The organism is Scytonema hankhaensis NUACC26, from assembly GCF_045865695.1.
Lineage (GTDB): Bacteria > Cyanobacteriota > Cyanobacteriia > Cyanobacteriales > Nostocaceae > Scytonema.
In genome coordinates, this window is the sequence record NZ_BAACAP010000188.1 from 37,869 (window position 1) to 61,223 (window position 23,355).

A 23,355-nucleotide genomic window follows, 5' to 3' on the forward strand; every position below is an offset into this window, starting at 1 on the left:
TGAAAGTGGCAGCTAATTTCTCATAGCTAGTGGCTAATCGCGTTCTTACACAGCAACTTACTGCTGGAAGTAACACGACACTTTGGTTTTAGACATATCCTAATGAAGATTTACAAGGAGTAACCTTTTCTCAAGAAGTAATGCCAGAAATTAAAAGTCATTATTCTTTTGATTCGATACTTGCAAATTCACCAAGCTTTACGGAAGAAGCTAGAGCAACATCATGCCCTTTTCCATCAATACAATGACTTATTTCAATATCGATTTCCTCAAGATTTTTTATCTTTTGTTTTTTGAACAACAATGGCTAAACTACGACACGTTTTACAGGATTTGAATATTAAACTCAGCCTATATTTTGTAGTGATTCAGATAATTACTGTTGCTTCAAAACACTTTCTTTTATAGAATTTTTGTTTTTTTTAATATCGATCGCAACCGTAAATCTCTATGTTTACAAATTTAATGAATAACTAGTAGAACAATGTATTTTCTCTTAGTTTATATAAAGGAATTATAAAGACAAAGCTTGTTCATTGTGGAAAATACATAAGTTTTCTGTTGTCAAGCCTAAAGCTGTACATTTACTTCAGTATTTTATTAAAAATATCAGTTATTATAATCATTTATAATTAGATATATTTACTGAATTATCAGAAAAATTTAATTTGATAAGACTGCAAAATATATTTGCTTTTTCGGAAATCAAGAGAAATAACTTTATATGGTTGTTCAATAATCTAAGTACAGTGTTAGATGTTAGTTGCAGCACAATTGTGGGCAATCTAACTGGTGTAACCACAGCAAGCACGGCCTAATCGGAGTGGTTGACGCAGCACCTAAGCAAACTTATATAAATCTCCAAGTAGAAAAATTTAACTACAGCGCTTTGCATCTGAATGAGGTACACCCCCCTTTCATCCCCCCAAGGCATCGGGGGGACAGAGGGGGGTAATTTTTGTACCTCACCAAGTTGAAATCTGCTGTAAATGGTGGTATCGGCGAAATGATAAAGAACGCTCATCAAATAGTTTATTAATGAGGTTGATTATTGGTGGTACGACTTTAATAGTGAGCGTGTCTGCTTATTACAGCTATCAAGTGTTGCGTAACTTGATTTTGGATAATTTAAAGCAAAATGCCTTTTTAAAAGTGCAGCAAGGCGTTGACGAAATTGATGCTTAACTTGAAACCCGTAATACTGAAGTACAAACACTTGCCAATACTGATATTGTGCGATCGCGCTTATTGGTCTGTTGCAGGTCCTTTTACAAAGCTGAATCAAATATTTGTTGAGCAGTCAGTTTTAACTGGGGGAATGCAGGAGAAATAATGAGGTCGTTACCTCGAAATTGGGTCATTTGATATTCTCCATCCACAAGCACGCATACAAAAATTGCCGGTTGTTTGGGATTGCCAAGAAACTTACGACCTCCAAGACCAGCATAATCAACAATCCAATATTCAGGAATTCCCATTTCCTCATAGTCACCAAATTTTTTATAATAGTCATCGCGCCAGTTAGTACTTACAACTTCAATGACTAGAGGAATGGATTGAGGTAATTGAACTGTGGAATATTTTGACCATAGCTCTTCATTTTGTAAGCTAGGACGGTTTAATACTAATACATCTGGGGAGTAAGTACAGTCAGATTCTTCTTTGGAAATTGCTACTAATGCAGTTTTTGGTATGTTGTAGGGAAGGTTTAATCGAGTTAACTCAACACTCAGTTGAATTGTTAAAAATCCTGTTACATTTTCATGTTTACCTGTGGGTTGTGCCATCTCAACAATTGTCCCGTTATGAAGTTCGTAACGACCCTCAGGTTTCTGTTCTAGAAATTCTTGAACGGTTAGTAGTTTTTGCGTTGTTAAAGTTTGTATCATATTACTATGTTCTGAAATACTAAGAAAAAATACTGAGCGAATATAGCGGTTTTAAGTTAGCTGCAATACATAAAAAGAGTCTTGTGGAACGGAGAGCAGCGCCGTGCGGGGGTCTCCCCCCTTGCCCCTTATCCCCACTCCGTGGGGGCCCCGAGTTCCCCAGAGGGGACCCCAAAGCCCCCCGTTGAGGCGACTGCGGGGCGTCCCGCCCGTTTTACTCCCGAACCGCCAGCTATATTACCCAAACACGTAGGGTGGGCAGTGCCCACCATTTGCGCTTTGGTGGGCACTGCCTGATGGAATTTTCTTCTACTGAGCTAGGGAGAATTTCCGCTTTTGTGGGGCGGGCCGAAAAGCCTGCATAAAACGGGCGGGACGCCCGTTCCACAAGACCATAAGGGGATCTAGATCCACTTAAGTGTCAACAAAATTAACGGTTGAGACTGATGGAATTTTCTTCTACTGAGGTAGGGGGAATTTCCGCTTTCACAGTTGGATGTGTAATTGATTGCAAAATAGGAGTATTTGCAACCGAATTGTTAGCCAATGTGAAGATGGGATTTGATAAAATTCCAATAACGGAAGTGGCGATTAATGTTGCAATTAATCCTACCTGCATTGGTCTGTAACCAGGTAAATTCCAACGCACGTCTGGATAATTCTTAACAGCGTCAGACATCTCATGAGGTTCCTTAACTACCATCATCCTGACAACACGGATATAATAGTAGATGGAAACTACGGTTGTGATTAAGCCAAGTAAGACTAAACCGTACTCTCCGGCTTGCCAACCAGCCCAGAATAAGTAGATTTTCCCGAAAAATCCGGCGAGAGGTGGAATACCACCTAATGATAGTAGGGCTATACTCAATCCTAAAGTCAGGAGTGGGTCTTTCTGGTACAAACCAGAGTATTCTACGATTTGGTCTGTTCCTGTTCTTAAAGAGAAGAGAATTACGCAGATGAAACCGCATAAATTCATGAACAGGTAGACAAACAGGTAGAAAATCATACTGGCGTATCCCGCCTCAGTACCTGCTACCAAGCCAATCATGACGAATCCGGCTTGAGCAATGGAAGAATAAGCCAACATCCGTTTCATGCTGGTTTGGGCTAGAGCGACTACGTTACCCAAAATCATGCTTAAAACGGCGAGGGCTGTGAAGACAAACTTCCACTCTTCGGTCACTAAGGGGAAGGCGGTTGTTAGTAGGCGGATAGCTAGGGCAAATCCAGCAGCTTTAGAACCAACCGATAAGAAAGCAATTACTGGAGTGGGTGCGCCTTCATATACGTCCGGCGTCCACTGGTGGAAGGGGGCGGCTGAAATTTTGAAACCAACTCCTGCAATAACAAATACCAGGGAAATGACTAAGCCTAGAGATTGACCGAATCCGTAGGTAGCAATTCCATTAGCGATCGCATTCAATTGTGTTTGTCCGCCGGATAAGCCATACAACAGCGAAACCCCGTACAAAAATACTGCCGTACTGGAAGCGCCAATCAACAGATATTTAAGTGCTGCTTCATTAGAACGGGGGTCTCGCTTTGTATAGCCTGTGAGCAAATAAGAGGAAATACTTAGGGTTTCTAGGGCGATGAAAATCATCACTAGCTCGCTAGCCCCTGATAAAAACATTCCTCCGAGGGTAGCGGTTAGCAAAATCGCTATGAACTCCGCTAAAGCAGTACCGCTTTGTTCGACATAGCGAATCGACATCAAAATCGTTACCGCAGCAGACAAAGCGATGATACCGCGAAAGACGATGCTGAGGTCGTCGCTATTAAAAGCACCAAGAAAGGAACTGGGATCTGTGTTGTCCCATTGGAAATACAGGGCGACTATAGAAGCAAACAAACCCGCGATCGCAAGATATCCAATCGAGCGCGAGGATGTCCGCCCTACAATCAAGTCAACAATCAAAACCCCTAAGAGGGTTAGAATGACAATTCCCTCTGGCAAAATGGTTCCAGCATTTAACTGGGAGGCAAGATTAGCAAAATCCATGAGCTATGTAGGTTTTGGTTATGAGACGTTCAGATCCTACTGTGTTCATTCTATTGAATCATTGCTATCGTTGCACCAACAGTTATTAGCTCGTGCGAATTGGCTATGGCTATCATTAAGTTAAATTATGTTTAAGTTTCAACAGACAGATAAAATGTGCTATCTTTCTCGTACAATTTGTGCTTGTTCCTTGTCAGCACCCCGTACTGGCAATAGGCTTATGTAGAACCTTGAGGGGGATTTTGAAAACAGCACTCGTCAAAAACGCCAATTGTAAGTTAAAGATTAAAATAACTGGAAATTCAAACCCCATGCAAACTAGCCTCTCCCCTTGGGATCGGCTTTGCCAGCAAGCAGGTCTGAAATTTCACTTCCAAAGACGGTTTGTGTCAGGATTAGATGCATAATCCCAGAGCTAATGGTTTAAGTTAGACCGATACGCTCTTCATAATTTCTTTCAATTGATTATTTAAGCGAACAGCTATTCTTTTTTTGTAATTTCCATGTCAACTCTCGTCATCGTCGAATCTCCGACCAAAGCTCGTACCATTCGCAATTACCTTCCCGCCGATTACCTGGTGGAAGCGTCGATGGGACACGTGCGCGACCTACCCCAATCAGCTAGTGATATTCCCGCTAACGTCAAGGGGGAAGCATGGGCGCAACTCGGGGTAAATGTAGACGCCGACTTTGAGCCGCTCTATGTTATCCCTAAAGATAAGAAGAAAGTTGTTACTCAACTTAAAGACGCTCTCAAAGACGTAGATGAACTGATTCTGGCAACAGACGAAGACCGGGAAGGTGAAAGCATTAGTTGGCACTTATACCAATTGCTCAAGCCCAAGGTTCCTACAAAGCGGATGGTGTTTCATGAAATCACTCAAGACGCCATTAAAAAAGCTTTAAAAAATTGCCGCCATATTGACGAACAACTCGTTCGCGCTCAAGAAACGCGACGGATATTGGACAGGTTAGTAGGTTATACTCTGTCTCCCTTGCTGTGGAAAAAAATTGCTTGGGGACTGTCAGCAGGGCGAGTACAATCTGTAGCGGTGCGGCTATTGGTGAAAAAAGAACGTCAGCGCCGTGCTTTCCGTCAAGGTTCTTACTGGGATTTAAAAGCAACGTTAACCCCCCCTGCTTCAACATCAGGAGCAGCATTTGCCTCTCAACTCATTACACTAGGAGGGGTTAAGGTAGCCAATGGCAGTGACTTCGATGCAGCCACAGGAACAATTGCAAGCGATCGCAATGTCGTTCTGCTCAACCAAGCCCAAGCCGAAACCCTCAGAGAAAGACTGCTAGAAAAAACCTGGAAAGTCACAGAGGTAGAAGAACGCCCCGTAACCCGCAAACCCTCACCACCATTCACCACCTCCACCCTACAGCAAGAAGCCAACCGCAAATACCGTATTTCAGCACGAGATACCATGCGGACAGCCCAAAGTTTGTACGAGCAAGGTTACATCACCTATATGCGTACAGACTCAGTACATTTATCAGACCAAGCCATTGCTGCTGCTCGTCAATGCGTGGAAACAAGGTACGGAAAAGAATACCTCAGCCCTCAACCCCGACAGTACACGACAAAATCCAAAGGAGCACAAGAAGCACACGAAGCCATTCGTCCGGCGGGTAGCACCTTCCGTACCCCCCAAGAAACGGGTCTAAGCGGTCGAGAATTACAGTTATATGACTTGATTTGGAAGCGTACAGTTGCTTCCCAAATGGCAGATTCTCGCCAAACCCAAATCGTCGTGCAGTTACTAGTCGAAGATGCGGGTTTCCGTTCTTCTGGCAAACGCATCGATTTTCCAGGTTACCTCCGCGCTTACGTTGAAGGTTCTGACGATCCAGAAGCAGCCCTCGAAGACCAAGAAGTTATTCTACCGAATTTAAAAGTCGGAGATAGCCCAAACTGCCAAGAATTAGAAGCCGTTGGGCATGAAACTCAACCACCCGCTAGATATACTGAAGCAACCTTAGTAAAAACTTTAGAAAGCGAAGGAATTGGGCGTCCCAGTACTTATGCCAGCATCATTGGTACAATTATTGATAAAGGATACGCTCAGTTGGTGAGTAATGCCCTTGTCCCTACTTTTACTGCTTTTGCCGTAACGGAGTTGCTCGAAAAGTACTTCCCCGATGTCGTCGATCCAAGCTTTACCTCCAAAATGGAGCAAACATTGGATGACATTGCAACAGGTGAGGCGCAATGGCTACCTTACCTGCGATCGTTCTACTTGGGAGACAAAGGTTTGGACACCCAGGTTAAGGAAAAAGAAAACCAAATTGATGCCAATTCAGCCCGAACAGTAGAACTAGAAAATTTAGATGTCAAAGTTCGGATTGGAAAGTACGGTGCTTACATAGAAAAAGAAAATGGAGAAGAGGTCGTTACAGCCTCAATTCCCAAAGACTTGACTCCCGCCGACCTCGATCCGCAAAAAGTAGAAACAATCCTGCGACAAAAAATTGTCGGTCCCGACGAAATAGGAACTCATCCAGAAACAGGCGAACCCATTTACCTGAAAATTGGACCCTACGGACCTTACGTTCAGTTGGGGGACAAATCGGAAGAAAACCCCAAACCAAAACAAGCATCCCTACCCAAAGGAGTGACATCCGAAAATATTACCCTGGAAGTAGCGATTGGTTTATTAGCTCTACCCCGAAAATTAGGACCGCATCCAGCCACTGGAGCAGAAATCCAAGCGAACCTAGGACGGTTTGGACCTTATGTCGTTCACAATCAAACTGGGGAGAAGGAATATCGCTCCCTAAAAGCTGGTGATAATGTCTTGACAATAACGTTAGAACGTGCATTGGAATTACTATCAGAACCCAAAAAGGGGCGTAGTTCTTCAGGTAGCAAATCTAAAGCAGCCGAAAAGGAATTGGGTTCTCATCCAGAAGATGGCGAACCAGTCAATATCTACAAAGGTCCTTACGGGCTATATATTAAGCACGGTAAAACCAATGTGCGAATCCCAGAAGGACAATCAGTAGAGGATATGTCCCTAGCTTCTGCCTTAGAGCTATTAGCAGCCAAAGCTTCAACTGGAAAATCTGGAAAATCTACTCGCAAAACCACAAGTAAATCAACCACTTCTGGTTCTAAGTCTTCTACCAAGTCCTCAACCACCTCTGGCAAAAAAACAAAGAAAGCTAGTTAGTGGTCACTGGTCAGGTGGTCACTGGTCAGGTGGTCACTGGTCAGGTGGTCAGGTGGTCACTGTTTAACCACCAACCAAATTTTTCTGATAAAATAGCAACACAGCCAAAAATCGGGGCGTCGAGTACGTAAAATACAGGCTACATCCTAAGATGGCGCATACCTAATTAGATAGGTATGGGAGAAACTTATCTATCAGCCAAAAGGGCAAAGATACTCCAGTTTCTCCGTGTAATAATAAACATATTGAATGAGTAGCTTAGGAGCGTTCAGTTCAATGGATTATATAGAAAATCTGCTAGAAAAACTTAGGGAACTGGCACAAAAGTTGATAGAAGCCCTTTTAGGCCCAGCTGCAGAGCCAGAGCCGGAATTGATTCCAATTCCAGTAGACGATCGCTCGCGCCGTAGATAACAATAACACAAGGTGCAAGGCTTGTCATCTACCGTCCTGAGTATTCTAGTATTGCACGGCCCTAACCTGAATCTCCTCGGACAGCGAGAGCCAGGAATTTATGGTTCGCTGACACTAACCGAAATTAATCGGATGTTGGAGGATGAAGGTGAAAAAGTGCAAGCAAAAATTTATCCAAGACAATCAAACCATGAAGGTGCTTTAGTAGATGCTATTCATGAAGCACAGGGGCAATATCATGGAATTTTGATTAATGCTGGCGCATACACCCATACAAGTGTGGCTTTGAGAGATGCGATCGCTGCTGTTGATTTACCGACAGTGGAGGTGCATCTGAGTAACATCTACCGCCGGGAAGAGTTCCGCCATCACTCGTATATAGCTCCAGTTGTTATTGGGCAAATTAGCGGATTTGGTGTAAGAAGCTATACGCTGGGTTTACAAGCGTTAGCTGACCATATAAGGAAATTATGAATTATAAATGATGAATTATGAATGGTAAATCATTTAGCATTCATAATTCACAATTCATAATTGTTTTATGCGTTATTCACTTCTAAATCGCTGTCATGGGGTTTTCTTAGGGGCAATTATTGGGGAAAACATAGCTTTAAAGAATAATAAAGATTTTTCTGAGGATGCATTCGTGCATTCGGAAAATTTTTCGCATTGGAGTCAAATAGCAACCTCTTATACCGAAAGTTTGATAGCAATCTCGCGTCTAGAAGAGAGCGACACCAGGTGCAAGCAAGAGCAAAGGATACAACTGGCGGATAATTTGTTGGTGATTCCCGCCGTTTTACCAGTGGTGCTATTTTTTCATGAAAATTTAATAAAGTTGCGCCAAAACTTAATGGCGATTTCAGAATTTTGGCAAGTCGATGCAATTATAAGAGACGGAATGCTAGCGGTAAGTTACGCGCTCGCTCAATCGCTCACAGAAAAGCTGACTCAAGCTACCCTCATACCCCAAACAATTTCCTTTCTGGGAGAAACATCAACGAGTTTGCCACAACAATTATTAAAAGTTAAAACTTTAATAGATAGTGGAGCGGGGTTGGACAGCGCACAAGCTGAGTTAACCAGAGCAGAAAAGCCAGGAAGCGCCATAGCTATGGCATTGTACTGTTTTCTTAGTACTATAGAAGACTTTCGGCTTTCAATTTTACGAGCACAGAGGTTGAATCGTTACTCAAAAACGATCGCCTTACTAACGGGTGCGTTATCAGGAGCATATAACAGCACAACAGGTATTCCCATGACTTGGCAAATTTCACTCTTAGATTCAAACTTACCTCAAAAGTGGGAAATAACTAGTTCCTACAATATGTTAAGATTAACAAACACACTTATGGCGGTGTGGTCAGGAGTGTATGATATTGCTCGTAATTCAAATAAGTTTGGGGAAGAAAAGAGTTTAGTGGGGTCGAGTTACTGTTCGTCCTCACAAGCAATAGCAGCGCCTCGCGTCATCCGGCTGCGCTAATGCTATTTCCATAATTTTTTTACTGTAATGTGCATATTAATATAGGGATAATACGTTAGTATTTAATCCCTAACCGAAAAACCAAAATCGTAATTCCTTGGGAGCCATTGTGATAAATCTGCTTGAAATGTGTTTCCGATCTGGATGGTCTGGTTTTAATCTAATAACGTAAGGAACTGCGGTCATAGCAAATGAAAACGCAGCAATTTTTTCTGTCAGTGACCCAGAAATTGGTTGAATGGCGGCAACAGTACAAAGAGTTACGCCATCAGTCTTATATGTTAGATGAAAGTGAGACAGACAAACACCAAAAGTTAAGCTCTGTAAATTTAAAGAAAAAAACGGTTAAACGCGATCGCAAGGTTTATACAATTATTTTAAGTTGTTTTAATGGCAAACATTCCCCTGTTTTGTTTGCGATCGCGGTTTTATCCCTGACAGGAGTTTTAGGACAAAAATTATATAATCAACCTCAGTTACAAATCGGGGCTACCGCACTACAGACCATCAGAGCACCCGAAGAAGCCAGAATTGAAGACAAGAAAAAAACAGAAGAACAGCGCCAAGCAGCAACTACAAGTTCAGCGCCAGTTTTGATGGTGAACCCACAAATTAGTGAAGAAATTCAACAAAATTTACAACAAGTTTTGAGTGAAGGCAACAGCATTCGCTCATCTCTAGGAAGTTTTCCATTTTTTGATACTTTTATTTTATCCGTATCAACCCAACGTTACGTGCGATCGTGTTCTCATTGGGAATGGCAAGCGCTACTACTTGCGATAAACAACGCTAAAAAGCACAAGCAAGGGCTATTAAATAAAGATAATCATAACCTGGAAACAGAGGATTTAAAAGCTAACAATTTGTTCCGCAATCCTGACTTTGCCCAAGCCGCGCAAGAATTAGAAACCTACTATTTATCAACTTCAGAGCAAAACCTATCTTCTCTCATTGCTCAAATTGTCAAAGTCCGTCAAGGGTATGCCCAAGCCAATACAAAACTTTCAGACTTGATAGGAGCTAAACCCGAAACAGCCTACAATGCAACATCCTTTCTTAACCTCTCAGATGATGCTTGGGCAAAGACACAAGTAGGAATTCAGCAAACTTCACAAAGAATTCTTACCCAAGGCATACCCCCTGGGCTTCCTCCTTACATTATTAAAGATGCAGTCACTTTACACGTACAGACTTTAGTACCCAAAGAAGCCGAACCTTTAGCTGTCAAACTTCTGTTATCAGTGTTAAAACCCAATCTACAAACTGATAAACTACGAACGCAACTGATAGCAGCAAAAGCGGCGGCTGGTGTTAAACCTGTAATGGTAACTGTGCGAAAAGGGGAGTTAATTGTTCGCAAAGGAGAAAAAATTACTGCATTAGATTTTGAAGTTTTGGAGCATTATCGCCTCATCCGTCGGGAGATTAACTGGCAAGGATTGATACAACTCGGAATTGTGGTAACTGCAGCAGTTGGCTTTTTTGCTCTTTTGGAACGTCGAAGTCGATGTAAACTAAGGCAAAGCGATCGCTTGCTTATATTACTTCTCACTCTCAGTACACCATTAGCAATAACTCTAGGTACGCCACACACAACTTGGAGTGCTGTAGGTTTATTATTGGGTAGCTTTTACGGACCTTCTTTGGGAATTGCAGTCATAGGGCTACTGTCGATAGTGCTACCAATAAGTTTAGATATTAGTAAAGCAAGTCTTTTAGCAGGAACAGCAGCAGGGATTTTAGGCAGTTGCATGGCGCAAAAGCTCCATTCTCGTGAGGAACTAGCGCTTTTAAGTGTGGCGATCGCATTAACTCAGGGTGGTGTTTATCTAATTCTTAGATTACTACTGAGTGCGGCATTAGGTGTTTTTCCATATTATACAGTCGTCCAAAATGCTGTATTGTTTGCCTTATCCAGTTTAGCTTGGAGTATTGTGGCATTGGGGTTAAGCCCGTACTTAGAAAAATTCTTCGATCTAGTGACTTCAATCCGCTTATCAGAATTAGCCAACCCCAACCGTCCTTTGTTGAAAAAACTGGCTACTGAAACACCAGGGACTTTTCAACACACGCTACTGGTTGCTACTCTTGCCGAAGCAGCTGCCAAATCTTTGAAATGTAATGTCGAGCTTGTTAGAGCCGGAGCACTGTATCACGATATTGGGAAAATGCACGACCCCATGGCATTTATTGAAAATCAAATGGGAGGTCCCAACAAACACGATACAGAAGTCAAAGACCCTTGGAGAAGTGCAGAAATTATTAAAAAGCACGTAAGTGAAGGGTTAGTGATAGCAAGAAAACATAGTTTACCTTCACTAATTCAAGCATTTATTCCAGAACATCAAGGAACAATGCACATTGCTTATTTCTATCACCAAGCGCAACAAATGGCGCAAGCAGACCCCAATTTAACAGTAGACGAAGCTGATTTTCGTTACGAAGGTCCCATCCCTCAATCTAGGGAAACAGGTATAGTCATGCTAGCAGATTCTTGCGAAGCCGCTTTGCGATCGCTCAAAGAAGTTTCCCCAGAACAAGCTTTAGTCATGCTCAACAATGTACTTCGAGCAAAGTGGCAAGACAAACAACTAGAAGCATCAGGATTAACACGAGAAGAAATGTCTCAAATTGCGGAAATTTTCCTACAAGTTTGGCAACAATTTCACCACAAACGCATTGCTTATCCTAAATCGAAATAAGACCTATTTGGAATTTAAGATTTTATAGCGGTTTTCAATTGGGTACAATACATAAAAAAAGTTGTGTAACCGCAGATGAACGCAGACGGACGCAGATAAGAGACGATTTATACAGTAGGTTGGGTTGAGGAACGAAACCCAACATTTTATCGAATTATTGGGATCGTTGAGTTCTATCCAACCCACACAATACATTTGGCGATTTAAGATTTACTTGATAAATGACCTCTAAATCTGTACTTCATTCAACTGAAAACCGCTATAAATTTTGGATTAAAAAAATTTCCTTGAATTTTGCCGATATTCAGTTCATTCTTGTTTTCTACTTTGTCAAAGAAAAGTTAGTGCGCTTTGTGATATGATATTGCTGTTTTAACGTGAAAATCCCTCTTCCCTTATCTCTAGAGGGAACCTCAAGTTCCCTACTCCCCACTCCCTACTCCCTATTTTCAAGAAGAGAGTAAGGTCTATTGAACTTACGTTGTTTTAAAGAGGCAAAGCAAAACGTGAAATACATTTGTGTATTTTGTGCTTCTAGAAGAGGAGCACAACCTACTTACAAACAAGCCGCCCAACAGTTAGGTGAATTGTTAGCAAAACGACAGCTAGGTTTAGTTTACGGGGGTGCTAAAGTAGGACTAATGGGTGCGATCGCTGATGCCACTCTTGCAGCAGGAGGAGAAGTTATCGGTGTTATTCCAGAATTTATGGTCGCCAAAGAAATTGCTCACGATAGAATTACACAGCTTCATATTGTCAATTCCATGCACGAACGTAAAACCATGATGTCACAGATTGCCGATGCTTTTGTAGCACTTCCTGGAGGGCTGGGAACTCTCGAAGAGTTTTGTGAAATCTTAACGTGGTCGCAATTAGGATTGCATAAAAAGCCTTGTGGCGTGCTGAATATAAATGGTTATTACGATTCTTTGCTAGCCTTTTTTAATAAAGCAGTGACTGAAGAATTTTTACGACCTATCCATCGTGCTTTATTTTTAGAAGCATCAGAACCAGAAAAATTACTGGATATGCTAGCAGATTATTAACCTCAAAATGTAGAGAAGTGGAGGGGGAAAGAAGTCAAACCCTAATGCTCAAAATTTACTTCGATAAAAGATTATAAAGAAGTAGCAATTGGGATTGAAGGTGGTAACATGTGGGAATGTTTGATAACGTTTGTAAATTCCTAGCAGAAACTTTCTCCACTGACTTTGCTTCTTGGCTCATTGGAGAACCAATTGCTTTAACCGAGTTAAGTCCAAACGAACTCTCTCTCGAACCAATTCGTGCCGATGCACTAATTCTATTAGAGTCGCCAGAGGTGATACTTCATTTGGAGTTCCAAACAAACCCGGATAAAGAGATACCATTTCGCATGATAGATTACCGAGTGCGAGGGTATCGTCGCTTTCCTCAAAAGCGGATGTATCAAGTGGTCATTTACTTGAAACAGACAGACTCAGAAGAGGTTTATAAAAACACGTTTTCGATTCCTGGCACTCTCCATGAATTCAACGTCATTCGTCTTTGGGAATAACCAAAAGAAGTGTTGTCACAGTATGTAGATTTATTACCGTTGGCAGTGTTATGTCAAGCAGACGAAGGCGGGCGCGAAGCGACACTCAAGCAAGTGGCAAGAGAAATAGACAGGATTGATGACCGACGACAACAAAGCAATGTGGCAGCAGCAGCAGCTATCTTAGCTGGTTTAGTATTGGATAAGGGGTTAATTAAAAAAGTACTGAAAAAGGAAATTATGAAAGAATCTGTCATTTATCAAGATATCTGGGATGAAGGTATCGAAGAGGGGGTGCGGCGAGTTGCTGTCAATTTACTAAGAAACGGCATCAAGCCTGAAGATGTCGTCAAATTTACAGGCTTAACTCTCGAAGAAGTACAGTCTTTGCAATCGCAATTGAAGTAATCGCAGAAAGAGACAAGCTTTGAGATGAATTTTTTCTGTTTGTAGTTGCGCTATCTTTTGACAATAGCGCCGCTACAAGCCAAATATCTAGAGATAATAATTGACAACAAGTTTAGTATTGGATAAGGGGTTGATTAAAAAAGTACTGAAAAAGAAAATCATGAAAGAATCTGTTATTTATCAAGACATTTAAGATGAAGCTAGAACCAAAGGTTATGCCAAAGGTTATGCCGAAGGTATCAAAGAGGGAGTTCGGCGAGTTGCTGTTAATTTACTGAGACATAGCATCACACCTGAAAATGTCGTCAAATTTACAGGATTATCTCTTGAAGAGGTAGAGTCTTTGCGATGCTGCAAAGTAGCCGCTTCGCGAACGCAATTGAATTAATCTCAGAAAGAGGTAAGCTTTGAGATGAATTTTTTCTGTTTGTAGTTGCGCTATCTTCTCACAATAGCGCAGCACAAGCGTGATAACTACGAGTAATAAGAAAAAGAAAATAACTCTTTCTTTCCTAGTCCCCAATCTCCAATCCCCAATCCCCAATCGCGTTCATTGACTAAACAATAAAAGTACTGTCTGAAATAACCCTACAACAAAGCCCAAAACACCACCTAAATTGACAATTGCTTGCAATTCATTTTTGACAATTCCTTCAATTGCCGCTTCCAAATCAGCAGGAGACGTAGACTTTACTCGGTCAACAATCACTTGGTCAATTGACAAAATGGGTATTGTCTGAGCCACTATAACTTCTAAATCTCGTTCCAAATACCTCTCTAAAATCAGAGCGAGTTCCTTACTGGCAACTTCTAAGGAAGCATTTACAACAGATGAACTGCTGAGGCGGTTAACTAATAACATAGCTATATGCTCCCAATCCACAGAGCCACTTAATCCTTGGAGTAAATCGCTACCTCTTGTTTGTAAATAATGGCGAACACTATCGCGTGTCGTTTTTCGTAATTGTCGCACCGTACCGACTGGCAAGTTTTGTAATGATAAGTTTTGTAAAAATTTCTTGAGGCGATCGCGCACTTGTAGTTCTCGCATCAATTCCTGCAAACGAGCATTGGTAGCATCTTTTTCATCCAAGCAGTAAGTCCGCAAACGGCTAAGAGTATTCCGCAAGCCAAATAGATTTGCTACCACCCAATAAGTCCCGCTAGTTTTCTCGCGAAAGCTTTCATCTATGGCTTGAATGGTGCGATCTGTCAGAAAGTCAATCACCGCTTGTCGCAAGATATCTGGAGGAATAACCACTTGTAGCAGCCAATCAGCGAGACGAGTTGCTTGTTCGTCAGTTAATTGAAATTCCAGTAAGATCTGGTCAAAAATTTGATTAATTTGCGCTTCCAAAAAGTCTTCTCGCCGTGCTAGTACCTTAAGCAGGCGTGGTAAAGATTCTCCTAGCAAATCTCGCAATATTCCTGACAAAATCTTAGCTGTTTTTTGCTCGCGATCGGATTTGATTTGGTCAAGTGCTAAGCGCAGCAGCCAAAGAATTGCACCTTGTACCCGTTCGGGTTGCAACAATCGTCGCGCCAGATTTTGCAACTCCTCTGGAGTCAGCAGCGACCCCATAATTGTGTTGGAGATATTCTTAGCAAGCCGTTCTTGGTTGCGAGGAATTAATCCAGGGGTAAATGGAACTCTTCGTCCACCGATGTAAATTGCTCGGTAAGGACGAAACAGCATTTTGATGGCTATGTCGTTAGTAAAATAGCCAATAATTCCACCTGCAACAGGGGGAGAAATATAAAGCCAAAGATGAGACCAATCCATTTAGTTACTAGTTATTAGTTAGTAGTTAGTAGTTATTAGCTAGCGATCGCTAACCACTCATTGGTTATTAGTTGTTGGTTGGTAGTGACTAACTAACAACTAACAACTAACAACTAACAACTAACTTTTCATAAGCACTAACACTCCCATCATACCGTTCATAAGAGAGTAGTGTGTGACATATGTAAAACCAACTTGACGACCAATCTCCACTTGTTCTGCTCCTGTGGGAAATCGGTCAAGGCTAGGACTAATATAAGCGTATTCGTCCTTAACTCCCAGGTGGCTTGCTATAGGAACCACAAGATTGTCCAAATACCATTGCTGAAAAGCCCGCATTTGAGGATTGCTCGGACGGTGAAAGTCTAAAATCGCTGCTTTTGCACCTTTTTTCAGGACGCGATGTATTTCTTTTAAGCTCTGAGGAATATTTGTTACATTTCTTAATCCATAACCCATTGTTGCGGCATCAAAGTAGTTATCTTCAAAAGGTAAATCTAAAACATCAGCTTCTACCCAAGTTATGGGACGAGAAGACTGACTTTGAGCGCGAGATTTTGCTACTTCTAACAATTCTGAAGAAAAGTCTACCCCAAAGACTTGCCCCGTCTTTCCCACCCGCCTTGCAAGCACAAAAGATAAATCTCCACTCCCACAACACAAGTCAAGACTTGTATCCCCCGGTTTAGCTCCACTCCATTTCACCGTCATGTCTTTCCAAATGCGATGCTGTCCCAAACTCAACCAGTCATTAAGGCGATCGTAAACAGGAGCAATCCGGTCAAAAATAGTACGAATGTCATTATTGGTCATTTGTCAATGCTCAAGAGTTCATCTCTAAGAAATTTTCACAAATTTATAGGTTTTGGATATAGGTTTTCGCACTATTGATGGTTTATAGTACCGAGTGAGTGGCAAAAAAGTCAGCCATGTTTCAATGTGGGAGGAAATGCTTCACAGTATGAGGACAACTAACCTTCTAGTACCATCATCTAAAAACCTCTAGGAGCATGGAAACCTTAATTATTTGAGTAAAAACAATCTTCTTTTCAGTTTAAACTGAAAGTCCGTCTTCAAGGAATACCTATAGCTTTACAATAAGCAATCATGTCTAAGGTTCTTGTCTCCGATCCAATCGATCAAGTTGGGGTTGATATCCTATCCCAAGTTGCCACAGTAGATGTTAAAACAGGGTTAAAACCCGAGGAACTCATAGAAATCATTGGTGAATACGATGCACTCATGATTCGCTCTGGAACCCGTGTCACGCAAGAAATTATTGAAGCAGGCACCCAGTTAAAAATCATTGGTCGTGCTGGTGTTGGTGTTGACAATGTTGATGTCCCTGCAGCTACGCGAAAAGGAATTGTAGTCGTCAATTCTCCTGAAGGAAATACGATCGCTGCTGCAGAACACGCACTAGCGATGATGTTATCCTTGTCCCGACACATTCCTGATGCTAATGCTTCGGTAAAACACGGAGAATGGGATCGCAAAACTTTTGTTGGTGCTGAAGTTTACAAGAAAACTTTAGGTATTGTAGGTTTAGGCAAAATTGGTTCCCATGTTGCGGCTGTTGCCAAAGCAATGGGAATGAAGCTGCTAGCTTATGACCCCTTCATCTCTGCTGAAAGGGCAGAACAAATTGGCTGTCAATTAGTAGAGCTAGATTTGTTATTGCAGCAAGCAGATTATATTACCCTGCACATACCTAAAACACCAGAAACCACCCATCTAATCAACACTGAAAGATTGTCAAAAATGAAACCTAGCGCTCGCATTATTAACTGCGCTCGTGGTGGCATCATTGATGAAGAAGCTTTAGCTGCTGCTATTAAAGAGGGTAAAATCTCTGGTGCCGCACTAGATGTATTTGAGAAGGAACCCTTGGGTGAATCATCCTTAAAAGCATTAGGCAAAGAAATAGTTCTAACCCCCCATTTGGGCGCTTCTACAACAGAAGCACAAGTGAATGTGGCGATAGACGTTGCCGAACAAATTCGGGATGTGTTGTTAGGGCTACCCGCACGTTCAGCCGTGAATATCCCCGGACTCAATCCTGATGTCATAGAAGAACTCAAACCCTATATGCAGCTGGCAGAAACCTTGGGGAACCTGGTGGGACAGTTAGCTGGCGGACGGGTGGAATTGCTCAATATCCGACTCCAAGGCGAACTCGCAACCAACAGAAGCCAGCCATTAGTTGTGGCATCCTTGAAAGGATTGCTTTACAAAGCACTAAGAGAACGGGTAAATTACGTAAATGCTAGTATTGAGGCAAAAGAGCGGGGAATCCGCGTGATTGAAACGCGAGATGCGGCGGTACAAGATTACGCTGGCTCTTTGCATCTAGAAGCGACTGGTTCTCTGGGTACTCATTCTGTGACTGGTGCTTTGTTAGGTGATGGAGAAATCAGACTCACCAACTTGGATGATTTCCCGATTAACGTCCCCCCCAGTCAACATATGTTGTTCACCCTGCACCGAGATATGCCAGGGATTATTGGCAAACTGGGTTCCCTATTAGGCAGTTTTAATGTCAATATTGCCAGTATGCAGGTAGGTCGCAAAATCGTTCGCGGTGATGCTGTCATGGTTCTTAGCCTTGATGACCCCCTACCCGATGGGATTTTGTCTGAAATTACCAAAGTCCCTGGAATTCGGGATGCATATACGGTAACACTTTAAAAAGGGATTGGGGATTAGGGATTGGGCATTGCGTACCTAGTCCCCAGTCTCTAGTACCCAATCTCTCGTATAGTATGGCAAACACTTGGTGGGAAGTACAAATTCAATGCGAACCGACGCTAGAAGAGTCTATCTTTTGGCGATTGGAAAATTTTGGTTGTCGTGGAACGGCTAGCGAACACAAAGGGAGCTATTCTTTAGTACGTAGTTATTTGCCTCAGTTCCAAGCGCATCTTCTGGATTTAGCTGCTTTGTCGCTGTGGTTGCGACAAGATGCTCTTTGTATGGAGCTTCCCATACCTGTAGTGAATTGGGAGTTGATTGACGAGCAGGATTGGGCAAGTAGTTGGAAGCAATATTGGCAACCACAGGAAATTGGCGATCGCATTTTAATCAATCCTGCATGGATACCAGTACCGGAAAATTCCGAGCGGTCGATCATTCTTTTAGATCCTGGCGTAGCATTTGGTACGGGAAATCATGCGACAACTCAGTTATGTTTGGAATCTTTAGAAATGCGGTTGAGCAGTCTGCCTCAATCTTTCACGAGTCAAGAGCAGGCAAAAGAAGATGTGGTCATTGCGGATGTTGGTTGTGGTTCCGGTATCCTTTCTATAGGAGCGCTGTTACTAGGAGCAAAGAAAGCTTATGCAGTGGATACCGATCCCTTAGCAGTTAAATCGACTTTAGAAAATCGCGCTATGAATGGTGTGAGCGAAGAAAGTTTAATCGTAGCGGAAGGGAGTGTGGATGTTTTAACAAAACTAGTTCCACAACGTGTAGATGGTATTGTTTGTAATATTTTGGCAGACGTTATTATTAGTTTGACACCAGAGTTTAGTGCGATCGTTAAACCCAGTACGTGGGGAATTTTCAGTGGAATTCTACTCGAGCAATCTAAAGCTGTTGCTGATGTTTTGGAGAAACATGGTTGGGTTGTAGCTACTCTTTGGAAGCGCAAAGAATGGTGTTGCTTAAACGTGCGGCGTTCTTAAGATTATATTGAAAGTAATTTTTTAAAGTATTATTTAAGTAAATAAACAATACCATGCTCTTGTGGTACAAATACCATGCTCTTGTGGTACAAATACCATGCTCTTGTGGTACAAATACCATGCTCTTGTGGTACGGGCGTCCCCGCCCGTACATTCCAAAAGGCGGACGAGGATGCTCGCCTCACAAGATGTGCTATAGCGATTCCCACTTTCTTGAGGTACTCTAAGAAATAATTAACCGCAGCCTGTAGCAGATGGACGCGGATAAAATCTATGTCTCAGCAGATTAGGAAAGGCTATATTAATCTTAAAATAGCTGTAAAGTAGGATGTTTAGCTATGGTTGTTAGTAAGCGAGAATTTTCTGTTCTCATTGAACGAGATGAAGATGGACAAGAAGTTTTAATCTCGAGCGTTTTGTAGCTTTTGATGAATAGCAGCCTCAATTTTTGAGTCGAAATCAGGATCTCCCACTTTCGCAATAACCTTAGCATTCCTTCTACGTCGCTCCAAATATGCTTGGAATGCAGTTTCATCCTCACGATGCTTAAGGAAGTACCGCTTCAGTTCCCGATCTGACATAGCAGCATAATCAACTTGACTCATTAAAACACTTCTCCTTAGGTAAGTCTATCATTAAATTAATACATCACAGCAGGTCTAGAAATGCCGAAAGCGCGGTATGAAGGATATTGTATAAACAATCCTACACAATTAGTACGAGAAAAATTTGGTGATATTAATATTTATGCCCAGAATGCAAAATCCTTACTCAATAAACCAACTGGTTTTATTGCTGCTTATGATTTTACCTTAAATCCTTACAAAGGTTGTCAATACGGGTGTAGTTACTGTTATGCTGCTGCTTTTAGCCCCAATCCCGAAATGCGACAAAATTGGGGAAACTGGGTCATTGTTAAAGATAATTCTGTTGGAATTTTAGAAAAAGAACTAGAAGCATGGTATCGGAAAAATCCTAATAAACCTCCTAGTATTTACATGAGTAGCGTGACCGATCCCTATCAACCCATAGAGTCTAAATATCAATTCACTCGTAGGTTGTTAGAAGTTATGCTAGAATACCGTCCGACGCTAGTCATTCAAACCCGTAGCCCTATTATTACCAGAGATATCGATCTCTTACAAAGGTTCAAACGATTGCGGATTAATATGAGCATTCCTACAGGAAGTGAGTCTGTCAGAAAAGATTTTGAACCCCGTTCGCCTAGTATTAAAGCTAGACTAAACGCCGTTTTAAAAATTAAGCAAAATATTGACCCTTTAAAAGGTTTTGTTCCTAAAATTTCTGTCACAATTACCCCTCTACTTCCTACCTTACCTGTTGATGAAAATAGTTTTATTTCCAAACTCAATGTTGTAGATAGAGTTGTTATTCAAGATTTTCACCCAAGCAATAGTCGTTCTCTTGTGGCTTCCACCCGCCAAGAAGCTGAAGAAATTAAGCAAAAATACGCTTGGTGGTACAAAAATGAGAAAATAAACTATATGAGATTTAAGGAAAAATTAGTTTTTCAACTTCCTAGCATAGAAATTAAGGAAGGTAAAGTTGGATTTGGTTATGAATAATAAAATTGTTAATTGGTGGAGAAGTCAGAGGTTTAAATTAGCTCTGCAACAAGGTAATAAGCGTCTTGCCATGCAGTTCTTAGAAGAAATCCAAGCATCAGGCGTAAAATTATCATGGCAAGAAAAGTTATTTAGAGATAAGCTTCAATCTGAAAGCTATTTACAGCAATCTAAAAGGGAAACGATAAATTTAAGCGCTAAACTTAACGAAGCATTACAAAAGTTAGAAAAAGCTGAGTTACAAGAAAAATTCAGCCAAACACAACACAATATATTAACTTGCGATCGCGAGTTTCTTACTTATATCAACAAAGTTTTTCAAATCGTACAACACGATGAAAACAAAATTCAATGTACTGGTTTAGATGAACGGATATTTGATGATTTTGAAGTTCAACTAGTTGAATATCTCCGAGATGAGTTTAGCAAAATCCCTGAAAATAAACTCTTAATCAAACTTGAAGATGCTTTGGAAGATATTAATTGCTTAAAAAATGGACAAGACCCAAATTATAACTTGAGTCTGACTCCACACGTTTACTTTATGAAATATTTTTTAGAAAATGTTTATTGTAATTACTTGGCTTGGTTTTTCGTATATGAAGCTGGTTTACTACCAACTAACATTAAAATCCTAGATGTTGCAGCAGGTCCCGCAACTGTCGCTTATGGTCTAGCTTTGTTTCTCCAAAGCACTAGCGGTTTTTTTGAAATTCCACCAATGCATATATCCTACTACTCTTTAGAAAAGCAAGATACCTTCCAATTTCGGGGTCTTCAGTTTTGGAGACGATATATAGAATCTCGAAAAACTTCAGTAAATGCTTACTTTCGTTTTGTAACGGATGACCTCTTGACTTGGAATGCTTCATCTAGCAATATACCGCAGGATTTTTTTGATTTTCTAGTCATTTCTCATTGTTTTTTTAGCGATGTTGAAAAAAACAATCGAGCAAAAAGTACCTACAATCAAATAATTTATAGTAACTTAAAGACTGAAGGCTATGCAATTTTAATTATTCAAGATAAGAAGTTATTTAAGGCTTACCAAACAAAACAAAGTGAAGATTACGAGCAAGAAAAAAGCTTGGTCAAAAAATTTACAAACGAGCTAGGTTTAGAGTTGGTGTGGTATAAGTATTTAACATCAACAGATTTGAGAACTCCTCTAGGAGGTGCGGAGTTTATAAAATATGCTAAAGAAAAATTACCCAAACAAATGCATATGTTTTCGCTACTTCAGCAGCATTTCGGTCAGAAGTATGAGTCAAACTATGTATTAGATGATTATATGATCTTGGCAAAAAAAGCATAAATCGTTAGTGAATCAACCTAATTATCCAACCACGGCACGATTTGTAAATGGATGGCATGGCAAACTAGACTTGGTGTATGCTCAACGCCAAGGTAAAACAGCACTCATCCACAACCAAAACACAGCACCACTCAAGGTACAGCGCCCATTTTATCCAGAAGGACAAGAAATTTGTCATAGTGTTATCTTACATACGGCTGGGGGTATTGTAGGTGGAGATCGCCTCTCATACAAAATCCATCTCCAACCCAAAGCCCAAGCACTCATCACAACAGCAGCAGCTAGTAAGATTTATCGAAGTAACGGCGCACAAGCCAGACAAAATATTGATATTCAAGTAGATGCAGGTGCTTGTTTGGAATGGCTACCCCAAGAAACAATCGTTTTTAACGGTGTAAGATATCGACAAGATTTGCGGGTAGAATTAGCAACGGAGGCTTGCTGGATAGGTTGGGAAATCACGCGATTTGGAAGGAGTGCTAGAGGGGAAAAATTTTGCCTTGGAGAGTGGCGATCGCATACAGAAGTTTGGCAACAAGGAGTTCCCCTATGGATTGACAGGCAATGGTTACCAGGTAGCGAGGAAGTTTTTCACAGCCCTCATGGATTGGCAGGGCAACCAGTAACGGGTAGTCTGGTATATATTGGGCAAGAAGTTTCACAAGAATTGGTACAAAAAGCACGTACCCTTTTCTTATCCCCCAGTTCCCAGTCCCCAGTCCCTAGTCCCCATTCCCTAGCTGGTGTGACTCGTCTGTCATGTGGATTATTGTGTCGATACCGTGGTTCTGGAACAACGGAGGTGAGAAACTGGTTTACGGCTGTGTGGCAATTGCTGCGTCAATCTGTGTTAGCTCGTGGTGGTTGTGTACCAAGAGTTTGGTTTGTTTGAACCTTACTAGGCGTTGAGGGGGCAGAGTAGAGAATTTTTGTCAAGCGTACACAGTAGCGAATTACTCAGGGGATACCTTATTTTTATAAGCTATCTTTCGGTTGTTGTAAGCGGTAGTGTAGTTAGGGTAAAGTTTGAGGGCTTGGTTGTAGTCAGCAATGGCGCGATCGTAGTCTTTCAAATTGCTGTAAGCCAACCCTCGGTTGTTGTAAGCAGTAGTGTAGTTAGGGTAAAGTTTGAGGGCTTGGTTGTAGTCAGCAATGGCGCGGTCGTAGTCTTTCAAATTGCTGTAAGCCAACCCTCGGTTGTTGTAAGCGATAGTGTAGTTGGGGTTCAGTTGAATAGCTTGGTTGTAGTCAGCAATGGCGCGGTCGTAGTCTTTCAAATTGCTGTAAGCAACCCCTCGGCTGATGTAAGCGATAGTGTAGTTAGGGTAAAGTTTGAGGGCTTGGTTGTAGTCAGCAATGGCGCGGTCGTAGTCTTTCAAATTGCTGTAA

At 41.5% G+C, this 23,355-nt stretch carries 19 protein-coding genes and 1 pseudogene; 13 read left to right on the forward strand and 7 right to left on the reverse strand.

The window, feature by feature from the left end:
- Positions 1 to 160: 160 nt before the first annotated feature.
- Entirely contained in the window at positions 161 to 304 is a 144-nt protein-coding gene (locus ACKTT2_RS19210; RefSeq protein WP_407889807.1) for a hypothetical protein, read from the reverse strand.
- A 734-nt stretch (positions 305 to 1,038) separates the two neighbouring features.
- Here ACKTT2_RS19210 and ACKTT2_RS19215 point away from each other — a divergent pair.
- Positions 1,039 to 1,185, forward strand: coding sequence for a hypothetical protein (locus ACKTT2_RS19215; RefSeq protein WP_407889809.1), 147 nt, complete (start codon positions 1,039 to 1,041; stop codon positions 1,183 to 1,185).
- A gap of 83 nt (positions 1,186 to 1,268) precedes the next feature.
- Here the strand turns inward: ACKTT2_RS19215 and ACKTT2_RS19220 are convergent, their stop codons facing one another.
- Both ACKTT2_RS19220 and ACKTT2_RS19225 read right to left on the reverse strand, forming a co-directional pair.
- Positions 1,269 to 1,889: a Uma2 family endonuclease gene (locus tag ACKTT2_RS19220; protein ID WP_407889811.1), complete on the reverse strand. Its 621-nt coding sequence runs from the start codon at positions 1,887 to 1,889 to the stop codon at positions 1,269 to 1,271.
- A 430-nt stretch (positions 1,890 to 2,319) separates the two neighbouring features.
- A complete protein-coding gene (locus ACKTT2_RS19225; RefSeq protein ID WP_407889813.1) occupies positions 2,320 to 3,897 on the reverse strand; it encodes an NAD(P)H-quinone oxidoreductase subunit N in 1,578 nt (525 codons plus the stop codon).
- Positions 3,898 to 4,400: 503 nt separating this feature from the next.
- On the opposite strand from ACKTT2_RS19225, the gene topA reads away from it, so the two are divergent.
- The 7 genes and pseudogenes from topA to ACKTT2_RS19260 all read left to right on the forward strand — a co-directional run bounded on the left by topA (position 4,401) and on the right by ACKTT2_RS19260 (position 13,599).
- Positions 4,401 to 7,073, forward strand: coding sequence for a type I DNA topoisomerase (gene topA, locus ACKTT2_RS19230; RefSeq protein WP_407889815.1), 2,673 nt, complete (start codon positions 4,401 to 4,403; stop codon positions 7,071 to 7,073).
- Between the two features lie 276 nt (positions 7,074 to 7,349).
- Positions 7,350 to 7,487, forward strand: coding sequence for a hypothetical protein (locus ACKTT2_RS19235; protein ID WP_407889817.1), 138 nt, complete (start codon positions 7,350 to 7,352; stop codon positions 7,485 to 7,487).
- A gap of 12 nt (positions 7,488 to 7,499) precedes the next feature.
- On the forward strand, positions 7,500 to 7,961 hold the full coding sequence (gene aroQ / locus ACKTT2_RS19240; RefSeq protein ID WP_407889819.1) for a type II 3-dehydroquinate dehydratase: 462 nt from the start codon (positions 7,500 to 7,502) through the stop codon (positions 7,959 to 7,961).
- A gap of 67 nt (positions 7,962 to 8,028) precedes the next feature.
- Positions 8,029 to 8,973, forward strand: a complete 945-nt coding sequence (locus tag ACKTT2_RS19245; protein ID WP_407889821.1) for an ADP-ribosylglycohydrolase family protein — start codon at positions 8,029 to 8,031, stop codon at positions 8,971 to 8,973.
- Positions 8,974 to 9,164: 191 nt separating this feature from the next.
- A complete protein-coding gene (locus ACKTT2_RS19250; protein WP_407889823.1) occupies positions 9,165 to 11,675 on the forward strand; it encodes an HD family phosphohydrolase in 2,511 nt (836 codons plus the stop codon).
- Positions 11,676 to 12,181: 506 nt separating this feature from the next.
- Positions 12,182 to 12,721: an LOG family protein gene (locus ACKTT2_RS19255; protein ID WP_407889825.1), complete on the forward strand. Its 540-nt coding sequence runs from the start codon at positions 12,182 to 12,184 to the stop codon at positions 12,719 to 12,721.
- A gap of 116 nt (positions 12,722 to 12,837) precedes the next feature.
- A pseudogene (locus ACKTT2_RS19260) lies at positions 12,838 to 13,599 on the forward strand (Rpn family recombination-promoting nuclease/putative transposase).
- 550 nt (positions 13,600 to 14,149) lie between these two features.
- Here ACKTT2_RS19260 and ACKTT2_RS19265 read toward each other — a convergent pair.
- Entirely contained in the window at positions 14,150 to 15,382 is a 1,233-nt protein-coding gene (locus ACKTT2_RS19265) for a DUF445 domain-containing protein (protein WP_407889828.1), read from the reverse strand.
- Positions 15,383 to 15,502: 120 nt separating this feature from the next.
- Positions 15,503 to 16,195, reverse strand: a complete 693-nt coding sequence (gene ubiE, locus ACKTT2_RS19270) for a bifunctional demethylmenaquinone methyltransferase/2-methoxy-6-polyprenyl-1,4-benzoquinol methylase UbiE (protein ID WP_407889830.1) — start codon at positions 16,193 to 16,195, stop codon at positions 15,503 to 15,505.
- Positions 16,196 to 16,489: 294 nt separating this feature from the next.
- Here ubiE and serA point away from each other — a divergent pair, with 294 nt between their 5' ends.
- Entirely contained in the window at positions 16,490 to 18,070 is a 1,581-nt protein-coding gene (serA, locus tag ACKTT2_RS19275) for a phosphoglycerate dehydrogenase (protein WP_407889832.1), read from the forward strand.
- Between the two features lie 74 nt (positions 18,071 to 18,144).
- A complete protein-coding gene (gene prmA, locus ACKTT2_RS19280) occupies positions 18,145 to 19,065 on the forward strand; it encodes a 50S ribosomal protein L11 methyltransferase (protein ID WP_407889834.1) in 921 nt (306 codons plus the stop codon).
- Positions 19,066 to 19,466: 401 nt separating this feature from the next.
- Here the strand turns inward: prmA and ACKTT2_RS19285 are convergent, their stop codons facing one another.
- Complete coding sequence (locus ACKTT2_RS19285) at positions 19,467 to 19,670, reverse strand: DUF6887 family protein (protein WP_407889836.1); 204 nt, start codon at positions 19,668 to 19,670, stop codon at positions 19,467 to 19,469.
- A 60-nt stretch (positions 19,671 to 19,730) separates the two neighbouring features.
- On the opposite strand from ACKTT2_RS19285, the gene ACKTT2_RS19290 reads away from it, so the two are divergent.
- The 3 genes from ACKTT2_RS19290 to ACKTT2_RS19300 are packed head-to-tail and all read left to right on the forward strand — an operon-like array spanning position 19,731 to position 22,858.
- Entirely contained in the window at positions 19,731 to 20,651 is a 921-nt protein-coding gene (locus ACKTT2_RS19290) for an SPL family radical SAM protein (RefSeq protein ID WP_407889838.1), read from the forward strand.
- Positions 20,644 to 21,966 carry a photosystem II assembly protein gene (locus tag ACKTT2_RS19295; protein ID WP_407889840.1) on the forward strand — a complete coding sequence of 441 codons (1,323 nt, stop codon included), beginning with the start codon at positions 20,644 to 20,646 and terminating at the stop codon, positions 21,964 to 21,966. The genes ACKTT2_RS19290 and ACKTT2_RS19295 overlap by 8 nt, the downstream gene beginning before the upstream one ends.
- Before the next feature lie 7 nt (positions 21,967 to 21,973).
- The gene (locus ACKTT2_RS19300; protein ID WP_407889842.1) at positions 21,974 to 22,858 is read left to right on the forward strand and encodes an urease accessory protein UreD; all 885 of its coding nucleotides are present in this window, start codon (positions 21,974 to 21,976) and stop codon (positions 22,856 to 22,858) included.
- 61 nt (positions 22,859 to 22,919) lie between these two features.
- Here ACKTT2_RS19300 and ACKTT2_RS19305 read toward each other — a convergent pair.
- The coding region (locus ACKTT2_RS19305; protein ID WP_407889844.1) for a tetratricopeptide repeat protein at positions 22,920 to 23,355 on the reverse strand (436 nt) is incomplete at its 5' end.

What these genes read in the sequence shown, in the direction of transcription:
- ACKTT2_RS19250 (WP_407889823.1), top strand. Translation starts at nt 9,165, where the DNA reads ATGAAAACGCAGCAATTTTTTCTGTCAGTGACCCAGAAATTGGTTGAA.
- ACKTT2_RS19290 (WP_407889838.1), top strand. Translation starts at nt 19,731, where the DNA reads ATGCCGAAAGCGCGGTATGAAGGATATTGTATAAACAATCCTACACAA.
- ACKTT2_RS19215 (WP_407889809.1), top strand. Translation starts at nt 1,039, where the DNA reads ATGAGGTTGATTATTGGTGGTACGACTTTAATAGTGAGCGTGTCTGCT.
- ACKTT2_RS19235 (WP_407889817.1), top strand. Translation starts at nt 7,350, where the DNA reads ATGGATTATATAGAAAATCTGCTAGAAAAACTTAGGGAACTGGCACAA.
- prmA (WP_407889834.1), top strand. Translation starts at nt 18,145, where the DNA reads ATGGCAAACACTTGGTGGGAAGTACAAATTCAATGCGAACCGACGCTA.
- ACKTT2_RS19265 (WP_407889828.1), bottom strand. Translation starts at nt 15,382, where the DNA reads ATGGATTGGTCTCATCTTTGGCTTTATATTTCTCCCCCTGTTGCAGGT.
- ACKTT2_RS19285 (WP_407889836.1), bottom strand. Translation starts at nt 19,670, where the DNA reads ATGAGTCAAGTTGATTATGCTGCTATGTCAGATCGGGAACTGAAGCGG.
- ACKTT2_RS19295 (WP_407889840.1), top strand. Translation starts at nt 20,644, where the DNA reads ATGAATAATAAAATTGTTAATTGGTGGAGAAGTCAGAGGTTTAAATTA.
- ACKTT2_RS19225 (WP_407889813.1), bottom strand. Translation starts at nt 3,897, where the DNA reads ATGGATTTTGCTAATCTTGCCTCCCAGTTAAATGCTGGAACCATTTTG.
- serA (WP_407889832.1), top strand. Translation starts at nt 16,490, where the DNA reads ATGTCTAAGGTTCTTGTCTCCGATCCAATCGATCAAGTTGGGGTTGAT.
- ACKTT2_RS19245 (WP_407889821.1), top strand. Translation starts at nt 8,029, where the DNA reads ATGCGTTATTCACTTCTAAATCGCTGTCATGGGGTTTTCTTAGGGGCA.
- ACKTT2_RS19220 (WP_407889811.1), bottom strand. Translation starts at nt 1,889, where the DNA reads ATGATACAAACTTTAACAACGCAAAAACTACTAACCGTTCAAGAATTT.
- ubiE (WP_407889830.1), bottom strand. Translation starts at nt 16,195, where the DNA reads ATGACCAATAATGACATTCGTACTATTTTTGACCGGATTGCTCCTGTT.
- topA (WP_407889815.1), top strand. Translation starts at nt 4,401, where the DNA reads ATGTCAACTCTCGTCATCGTCGAATCTCCGACCAAAGCTCGTACCATT.